This window comes from Vibrio ichthyoenteri ATCC 700023, from assembly GCF_000222605.1.
In the GTDB taxonomy this organism is placed as follows: domain Bacteria; phylum Pseudomonadota; class Gammaproteobacteria; order Enterobacterales; family Vibrionaceae; genus Vibrio; species Vibrio ichthyoenteri.
Genome location: NZ_AFWF01000174.1, coordinates 1 through 8,739, shown reverse-complemented (window position 1 = coordinate 8,739; position 8,739 = coordinate 1). Strand labels below are relative to the sequence as shown.

Below are 8,739 nucleotides of genomic sequence, written 5' to 3'. Positions count from 1 at the left end.
CTCGCTACTTGTCTGCGAATTTCGCTTCGAGATCAGACAGTTTCTTTTCCATTTCAGTCAGTTTTTGGCGAGTGCGCAGTAGCACTTGAGTTTGTACGTCAAACTCTTCGCGGCTGACGACGTCAAGCTTGTTTAGCTGACCTTGGATAACTTGGCGAACTTTTTGGTCAACGTCTGAGCCAAGGTCTTTCACTGGCTGAGGCATTGAATCATGAATTTGTTTCGCGATTTGCTCTAACTTTTTTGGATCAAACATGGGGATAATACTCCTGTATCGTTGGTTTCATTTTATGTAATTGATACGCGAAAGTCGCCATTTTGATGGTAAAAAAGCGAGTCTTTACTCGTGGTCGAATCACTTTTCGCAAATTTAACGCACAAAAAAGGCCACGAATGTGGCCTATTTACAACGTAAGAGGGTTATCTAACTGCGATTACCCACTTCACGACAAGCCGCTTTGGCTTCATCAACACGAGCCAGCTTTTCCAAATCTTTATCTTCAACAAAGACCGGTAGTGGTTTGTGTTGTTCTGCAAGGTAGCTATAAATGACTGGCAGTACGAACAAGGTAAACAAGGTACCAATCGCAAGGCCAGCGACAATAACAATACCAATACTAAAGCGCTGTTCAGCACCGGCACCAGAGGCATACAGCAAGGGTACAAGGCCGGCAATCATAGCCGCTGTCGTCATCAAGATTGGACGAAGACGTACCTTAGCGGCCTCTTTTACTGCATCGATACGCGATAGCTTATTGTGTAGTTGCTCTTCTTTAGCCACTTCACAAATCAAGATACCGTGTTTGGTAATCAAACCCACCAAGGTGATTAAGCCAACTTGCGAGTAGATATTCATCGTCGCCGTGCCCCACGCTAGCGCAATCAGCGCCCCACAAATCGCAAGCGGTACAGAGACCATGATAACGATTGGGTCACGGATCGATTCAAACTGAATCGCCAGCACCAAGAAGATGATCGCTAGAGCCAGACCAAAGGTGGCATATAACGCGCTACCTTCGGTTACGTACTGACGAGCTTCACCCATATAATCATGGTTGTAACCCGCCGGTAGGCTGCTTTGTGCCACATCCTCAAACCATTTGATAGCATCACCCATTGCAACGCCCGGTGCGGGTACTGCTCCGACTGATGCAGAATTTAACTGGTTGAAGTGAGGTAGGGCACGCGGCGCGGCTACCACATCAATGGTAATTAAGCTGCCTAGTGGCACTGAATTTCCATCGGCTGTTCTTACATAGTAGTTATCCATAGACTCAGGATTTAAGCGCCATTTACGCTCAACTTGAGGGATCACTTCGTAAGAGCGGCCATTGAGGTCGATACGGTTTACGTAACCGTCAGCCATCATGGTACTTAAGGTGATACCGATGTCTTGCATCGTTACGCCATAAGCGCCGGCTTTGTCTTTATCGATGCTGATTTTCATTGTGGCAGAGCCATAGTTCAAATCGAGATCGGAATAGACGAACAGCGGGCTCTTCATGACTTGAGTAAGAACATCGCTGGTGATGGTAAACAAACTTTCAAAACTGTTTGGCGTTGTAATAACAAACTGAATTGGTAAGCCTGAACCTGCACCCGGTAGTTCTGGCATCTGGAATGCGGTGACCGCCATTCCCGGAACGCTAGAAACTAAGTCGCCGACACGCTTGGTAATCTCAGCTTGGCTTGCTTCGCGCTGACTCCATGGTTTCAAGGTTGCCAAACCAAAGGCTTGGTTTGAGTTTGGTACCCCGGTAAAGACCTGTGCGTATTCCACTTCAGGTTGGTCCGACAGAATCTTATTCACGTCGTTCATGGTGTTTTGCAAGTAATCCAAGTTCGCGTTGGCAGGTCCTGTCCCCATAAGAACCACAACCCCTTTATCTTCGGCAGGGGCCAGTTCGCTAGGAATAAAGCTAAATAGGACCGGCAATACCGCGAATACGATAAAGGCAAAACCAATGACTACCGGACGGTGCTTCATCACTGCGCTAAGCATATTCTCATAGCGGTTCGTCATCTTATCGAGGAAGCGGTGTACTGTTTGCTCGAACTTACTTGGTGTGTCCGTCGCTTTGAGCATTTTTGAACACATCATTGGCGACAACGTCAATGCGATGATACCTGAAACGAATACGGCGCCAGCAAGTGTTAGAGCAAACTCCTTGAACAACGCACCGGTAATCCCTCCCATCAACGCGATTGGGGCGTAAACGGCACCAAGGGTTAATGTCATTGCAATAACCGGGACGGCAATTTCACGAGTACCGATGATGGCTGCGCGAAATGGCGATTCACCTTCTTTGATATGACGGTCAACGTTTTCCAATACCACGATGGCATCATCCACCACCAGACCGATGGCCAATACCATTGCCAGTAGTGTCATCAAGTTCCATGAAAAGCCCATGGCTTGCATTACCATTGCAACACCAATCAAAGACAATGGAATGGTGACGATAGGGATAACAACCGCACGGAAGGAGCCGAGGAAGATGGTGATAACCACTAATACAATCAGCGCCGCTTCAAGAATGGTTTTGATAACCTCTTGAATCGATTCGTTGATTGCGACGGTAGAGTCGTACATCACATTCATCTTGATGTTGCTTGGTAGGTTACGCTCCAGTTGAGGTAACAGGGCAAGGACATCAGCGGCAATGTTGATTGGGTTGGCACTTGGTGCGGCATTGATAGCAGCTACCACGGCCTCTTTGCCGTTGGCACTGGCTCGGTAAACATCGTGGCTTTTTTCTAGTGTAACCTTAGCAATGTCGCCTAAACGGATCACGTTGCCTTGGCCAGTTTTAACCACCAGAGCTTTCAGTTCATCCACGTTAGACACTTGAGTGTCAGCGCTGCCGTTATACAACACAAACTCACCGACCGCTTGGCCAGTCGCAGATTGATAGTTGTTGGCGCTTAATACGCTCATCACATCGGTTGCCGTTAAATCCAGTGCGCCCATCTTGTATGGATCTAGCCAAACACGCAGTGCGTATTTCATCCCACCATACATATCGACTTTGGATACGCCATTGACCGTGAACAGTTGCGGGTTAATCACGCGTTCTAGGTAATCGGTAATTTGGCTGGATGAGAGCTCATCACTGGTAAAGCCAATATACAGAACCGCAGTTGTCGAACCGGTCGACATGGTTACGGTCGGGTCCTCAGCTTCTTTTGGTAGCTGGGAACGAACCGAGTTGGTTTTCGCTAAGATATCCGACAAGGCCGCATTGGGATCGGTATTGAGCTTCATATTGACGGTGATCGTCGATTGGCCCAATACAGAAGATGAGGTCATGTAGTCAATGTTGTCGGCCTGAGCGACGGCTTGCTCCAAGGGCTGAGTAATAAAGCCTTGGATTAAGTCAGCACTGGCACCGTAGTAACCGGTAGTTACGGTGACGATGGTGTTTGTCATTTCAGGGTATTCGCGCACCTGCATCTTGAAGATTGCTTGTAAACCAAGCAACGCAATCAAGAAGCTGATCGATACCGCTAAAACTGGACGTTTAATAAAAACATCAGTAAAGCGCATGAAGCCTCCGTTACAGCATTGGTGTTTCTTTAGGTGGCGTTAGCGCCGTGTCTTCGACAACTCGCACTTTGGCATGATTACTCAGGCGGACTTGGCCTGACGTCACGATCATATCTCCAGGCTTAACCCCTTCGAGGATATGGGCGATGTCACCTGAACGTTCACCGACTTTTACCACTTGCTGCGTCACGCGTTGAACCCCATCTTCTTCTTTAATCAGATAGATGTTGTCGCCGTAAAGCGTATAGGTAATGGCTGTTTGAGGTAGAGTCACCTGATCCGGGACGTCAGGCAAAATGATTTTGGCACGAGCAAACATACCGCTGCGCAATTTACTGTCGCTGTTTGGAATATCTGCTTGGACTTGAATCAAGCCACTTTGTACGGCAACCGCAGGTTCAATCGCGGTGATAGAGCCTGCAAATGGACGTTCTGGATAAGCATCAACAAAGATTTCAACCGTTTGACCGAGGTTAATGCGGGAGATATCGGTTTGCGGCACGGTAAAGCGCAGACGCATTACACTGGTGTCTTCTAGACGCACAATGTCACTGCCGGTTTGCAGATACTGACCAAGATAGACGTTACGAATACCCACCTCGCCAGCGAAGGGAGCGCGGATTTCACGACGATCAATAGAGGCTTTTAAACTTTCGACATCAGCAACAAGGGAGAAGTAATTTGCACCTGCTTCATCCAGTGCTTCTTTAGAGATGGAGCCTTTTTTAAACAGGCCCTGGTAACGCTTGTATTTGGCTTTTGCCGCTGGAACTTTGGCTTGAGCACTTTTTAGATTGGCTTGCTCGACTGCAGAATCTAGCTCAACCAAGAGTTGGTCTTGCTCGACTTTTGTGCCTGAGTCAAAGCTGATTTTATCGATAATACCGCTGGTTTCATTGGCGAGGGTAACGCCCTGATTGGGTTCGATGAAGCCGATCGCCTCGATCACTGGTACCCAATCTACCGATTTCACTGTGATGGCAGTAACCGGAAATTCCGCTTCGGGTCGGTTCGCCATATATTCGGCGATTTTATGTTGTTTGAACAGGTTGAAACCTATCACACTACCAAACAGTAGTATCGCAATAAGTAACATGAAGAAAGTCCACTTTTTCATTCTAATTGGAACTCCAAGTTAATGAGTAATTATTGCATCCCAACTGGCTTCGATAACGGCATCTAACTCGTCATCTTTCAGTTTATAGAATCCCAGCGCATGCTTTCTTGCAAGGGTGACACTTGATTCAAAGCTCAAAACAAACAGCACCTGATTATCCAGTTGCTTGAAGATTTTTTGTTTCTTGCCTTCAATAAACAAGCGCTCTACTTGGTCAAACATTTTGCGCTCAAGTTCCCTAACCGTCTGATCATTGCTTGCGGGAAGAGATTCATATTGGACTCGGCTACTTAGTGCATCCATCTCACAGGATGCCAGGTTCCAAATGTTTAGCCACATAGTATGGAAGGCCGTTTTTAATGGCATGTCGTCCGTTACGCCGCTTTGAACGGCTGTGGCTATACGTTTGGCTACATGAAGTCGAACTTCATTAAGTAATTGTTCTTTGTCAGAAAAATATCGATAAATTGTCCCTGCAGCAACGCCAGCTTCCGTGGCTACTTTTTGCATCGACAAGCCATGAAAGCCAGAGTCTGCAATCAGCTTTTCAGCCGCCGCCAGAATTTGAGCATGTTTATCTAAAGAGATCTTTCTTGACATTTTTTCCTATCACTAATGAATGAACGTTCATTCATTATTAGGCCAAAATCGACCAGTGTTTGCAATATAGTATGGCCCTTAATCTGTAAAAATCTTGTCAATCCAATGATTTTTCTTTGTTTGGGATGAATTTTTTTGGCCTACCATTAATCATGGTAATAAGCAGGTTGCACTATTATTATAAGCGGCAATATTTTTTCGAAATGAGACCTTCATGAAGCTGAACCCCGGACAAGACCAAGCGGTAAAGTATGTGTCAGGCCCATGTCTTGTATTGGCAGGCGCAGGCTCAGGCAAAACTCGCGTTATCACCAATAAAATCGCTTATTTGGTTCAGCAATGTGGCTACAAGGCGCGCAACATTGCTGCGGTTACTTTTACCAATAAAGCGGCTCGCGAAATGAAAGAGCGAGTGGGTCAAACGCTGGGTAAACAAGAGTCAAAAGGGTTAATGGTCTCGACCTTTCATACCTTGGGGCTGAATATTATTAAGCGAGAGCATAAGCATCTTGGCTTAAAAGCGGGCTTCTCATTATTCGATGACCAAGATCAGCTGTCGCTGCTTAAAGAGCTGACCGAAACCCAATTGGATGGCGACAAAGATTTATTGCGTCAGTTGCTGAGCGCAATATCCAACTGGAAAAATGACATGCTCACACCAGAGCAGGCCAAAGCTTATGCTCAAGGTGAGCAACAGCAGTTGTTTGCATTTTGTTTTGAGATGTATCAAAAACAGATGAGAGCTTACAACGCGCTCGATTTTGATGATTTGATCGCATTGCCGGTATTGTTACTGCGAACGAATGAAGAGGCGCGTACGCGCTGGCAGAACCGAATTCGTTACCTGCTGGTGGATGAATATCAAGATACCAACACCAGTCAGTACGAGCTGGTGCGTTTGTTGGTGGGGCAGCGTGAACGACTAACCGTGGTTGGCGATGATGACCAATCGATTTATTCGTGGCGTGGTGCCAAGCCACAAAATTTGGTGTTATTGGGGCAAGATTATCCCAATTTGAAGTTGATCAAGTTGGAGCAGAACTACCGTTCAACCAACCGCATTCTGCGTTGTGCCAATATTCTGATTGCCAACAACCCACACGTATACGAAAAATCGTTGTTCTCTGAGTTACCCGATGGCGAAAAACTCAAAGTACTACTGGCGAAAAATGAAGACCATGAAGCCGAGCGAGTGACGGGTGAAATTATTGCGCACAAGTTTCTTAACCGCACTAATTACCGCGATTATGCGATTCTGTACCGTGGTAACCATCAATCACGCTTGATTGAAAAGTCATTAATGCAAAACCGCGTGCCATACAAGTTGTCTGGTGGAACTTCATTTTTTGCCCGTGCAGAAATCAAAGACATCATGGCGTATCTAAAAGTATTAGTGAACCCAGATGATGACAACGCGTTCCTGCGTATTGTAAACACGCCTAAGCGTGAGATTGGCCCTGTGACCTTAGAGAAGCTCGGTAGCTACGCCAACATGCGTGGTAAAAGCTTATTTGAGGCCAGTTTTGAAATGGGGCTCGAGCAGCACCTTACAGGGCGAGGTTTAGAGAACTTACAGCGCTTTACGACTTGGCTGGTGAAGATCGCTGACCAAGCGGAGCGTGGTGATACGGTTGAAGCGGTACGATCACTGGTGCGTGATATCCATTATGAAGATTGGCTGTATGAGACTTCTGCAAGTCCGAAAGCGGCCGAGATGCGGATGAAGAACGTCTCGGATCTCTATTCTTGGATTGTGGCCGATTTAGAAGGTGATAATTACGACCAAGAAGAGAAAACGCTTAAAGAGGTGGTTCAGCGTCTGACCTTGCGTGACATGATGGAGCGTAATGAAGAAGATGAAGACAGTGACGCGGTGCAATTGATGACATTGCATGCTTCTAAAGGCTTGGAGTTCCCTTATGTTTATCTATTGGGCTCGGAAGAGGGCATCTTGCCGCACCAAACCAGTATTGATGAAGATAATGTCGAAGAAGAGCGTCGCTTGATGTACGTGGGGATCACTCGTGCACAGAAAGAGCTGACCTTTACCATGTGCCGTGAACGTCGCCAATATGGTGAGTTGCTTAAACCGACGCAAAGCCGCTTCTTAGATGAATTGCCATTTGACGATGTTGAATGGGAGCAAACCAAAAAGCCAGTCACTCAAGAAGAGCGTATGGCGAAAGGGCAGGCACACATTGCCAATTTAAGGTCGATGTTTAATAAGAAGTAGTGAAAGACGGCTTACAAAAGACAAAGGCTTGGTTTCGACCAAGCCTTTTTTTGTCGCGGAATATAACCTCAAGCGTCTTTTAGATCCCGTCAGTCATGTGTTTGATTGCGGCGATGATTTCTTCATCAGAACAATCCATACATGCGCCTTTGGCTGGCATCGCATTGAAGCCATTAATGGCGTGATCATTTAATACCGCTTCGCCTTGAGCAATGCGCGGTGCCCAATCTGCGGCATCGCCAATCTTGGGTGCGCCGCTGACGCCTGTGGCATGACAAGCAATACAGAAGGTTCCATAAACACTCGCGCCATCACGAGGACCGGTTGGTTCCGCAACAACAGGTTCACTGCCCGCTAAATAAACATTACCAACAGGTTTGATCCTTTCTGCTATCGCATCGTATTCTTCTTGGTTCACACTTGCTGCAAAGGCGGCGCCAGAAAAGGCGACGGCAGCGATTAAGGTGGTTAAGATTTTTCGAGACATATCCATTAAACTCACTGTGCATTCCTGAGGGTAAGTTCAAGCTTACCTTTTATTAGTGTGTAAATTGACGAACAGCTGCCAAGGCTGTTAAATCAATGTAAACATTAGGTGATTATATCCCGATAAGTTGTTGCAATAAACAATAACTTCCCAGCGACAGGGGGTACATCACACGCAGGATTGGTTTTTAATTAGTCTATGTTGCTGAAAAAGGCGTCAAACGGTAAAAAAAGTTGAAAAAGTACTAGACGCAATAGTGTGATATCCGTATTATTCCTCTCCGCCGATAGGGCATGCGCCCGTAGCTCAGCTGGATAGAGCGTTGGCCTCCGGAGCCAAAGGTCGAAGGTTCGAATCCTTTCGGGCGCACCATGTGCCTCGGAAGTATTATCGGTAAAAAAACAGTGGTGGCTATAGCTCAGTTGGTAGAGTCCCGGATTGTGATTCCGGTTGTCGCGAGTTCAAGCCTCGTTAGCCACCCCATTATTCAGGTAGCGTTTGCTCCCTTTCTTGATGAAAATCGAGAAGAAACTAAAGTCGGTGAATCGTGTTGTTTGTAGTGTATCTCGGCTCTTGGAATCAGCGGGACCAGAGAATTGATTCTCTATAACGTAAACCAAGTAAAAAAATACTTTGTCGGTGAATAGCGCAGCTTGGTAGCGCATCTGGTTTGGGACCAGAGGGTCGGGGGTTCGAATCCCTCTTCACCGACCACTATTTAGTTTACTGCTTAGATGCATTAAACACACAAATTG

6 protein-coding genes and 3 tRNA genes are annotated in these 8,739 nt (G+C 46.6%); 4 read left to right on the top strand and 5 right to left on the bottom strand.

Features of this window, described 5'->3' with window-relative positions:
- Nucleotides 1–4: 4 nt before the first annotated feature.
- From ubiK to RH85_RS12030, 4 genes are all read right to left on the bottom strand, one after another.
- Nucleotides 5–256 carry a ubiquinone biosynthesis accessory factor UbiK gene (gene ubiK / locus RH85_RS12045; protein WP_006712524.1) on the bottom strand — a complete coding sequence of 84 codons (252 nt, stop codon included), beginning with the start codon at nt 254–256 and terminating at the stop codon, nt 5–7.
- Nucleotides 257–424: 168 nt separating this feature from the next.
- Nucleotides 425–3,547, bottom strand: coding sequence for a multidrug efflux RND transporter permease subunit (locus RH85_RS12040; RefSeq protein ID WP_006712523.1), 3,123 nt, complete (start codon nt 3,545–3,547; stop codon nt 425–427).
- 10 nt (nt 3,548–3,557) lie between these two features.
- Complete coding sequence (locus RH85_RS12035; protein ID WP_006712522.1) at nt 3,558–4,664, bottom strand: efflux RND transporter periplasmic adaptor subunit; 1,107 nt, start codon at nt 4,662–4,664, stop codon at nt 3,558–3,560.
- A gap of 18 nt (nt 4,665–4,682) precedes the next feature.
- On the bottom strand, nt 4,683–5,264 hold the full coding sequence (locus RH85_RS12030) for a TetR/AcrR family transcriptional regulator (protein WP_006712521.1): 582 nt from the start codon (nt 5,262–5,264) through the stop codon (nt 4,683–4,685).
- Nucleotides 5,265–5,478: 214 nt separating this feature from the next.
- Here RH85_RS12030 and rep point away from each other — a divergent pair, with 214 nt between their 5' ends.
- Nucleotides 5,479–7,497 carry a DNA helicase Rep gene (gene rep / locus RH85_RS12025; protein WP_006712520.1) on the top strand — a complete coding sequence of 673 codons (2,019 nt, stop codon included), beginning with the start codon at nt 5,479–5,481 and terminating at the stop codon, nt 7,495–7,497.
- Between the two features lie 79 nt (nt 7,498–7,576).
- On the opposite strand, the gene RH85_RS12020 is transcribed toward rep, so the two are convergent.
- Entirely contained in the window at nt 7,577–7,990 is a 414-nt protein-coding gene (locus tag RH85_RS12020) for a c-type cytochrome (protein ID WP_006712519.1), read from the bottom strand.
- Between the two features lie 289 nt (nt 7,991–8,279).
- On the opposite strand from RH85_RS12020, the gene RH85_RS12015 reads away from it, so the two are divergent.
- The 3 genes from RH85_RS12015 to RH85_RS12005 all read left to right on the top strand — a co-directional run bounded on the left by RH85_RS12015 (nt 8,280) and on the right by RH85_RS12005 (nt 8,698).
- Nucleotides 8,280–8,356 (top strand) — tRNA-Arg (locus RH85_RS12015).
- A gap of 35 nt (nt 8,357–8,391) precedes the next feature.
- Nucleotides 8,392–8,467, top strand: a tRNA-His gene (locus RH85_RS12010).
- Between the two features lie 154 nt (nt 8,468–8,621).
- Nucleotides 8,622–8,698: transfer RNA gene (locus RH85_RS12005), tRNA-Pro, on the top strand.
- Nucleotides 8,699–8,739 lie beyond the last annotated feature (41 nt).

What these genes read in the sequence shown, in the direction of transcription:
- ubiK (WP_006712524.1), bottom strand. Translation starts at nt 256, where the DNA reads ATGTTTGATCCAAAAAAGTTAGAGCAAATCGCGAAACAAATTCATGAT.
- RH85_RS12040 (WP_006712523.1), bottom strand. Translation starts at nt 3,547, where the DNA reads ATGCGCTTTACTGATGTTTTTATTAAACGTCCAGTTTTAGCGGTATCG.
- RH85_RS12035 (WP_006712522.1), bottom strand. Translation starts at nt 4,664, where the DNA reads ATGAAAAAGTGGACTTTCTTCATGTTACTTATTGCGATACTACTGTTT.
- RH85_RS12030 (WP_006712521.1), bottom strand. Translation starts at nt 5,264, where the DNA reads ATGTCAAGAAAGATCTCTTTAGATAAACATGCTCAAATTCTGGCGGCG.
- rep (WP_006712520.1), top strand. Translation starts at nt 5,479, where the DNA reads ATGAAGCTGAACCCCGGACAAGACCAAGCGGTAAAGTATGTGTCAGGC.
- RH85_RS12020 (WP_006712519.1), bottom strand. Translation starts at nt 7,990, where the DNA reads ATGGATATGTCTCGAAAAATCTTAACCACCTTAATCGCTGCCGTCGCC.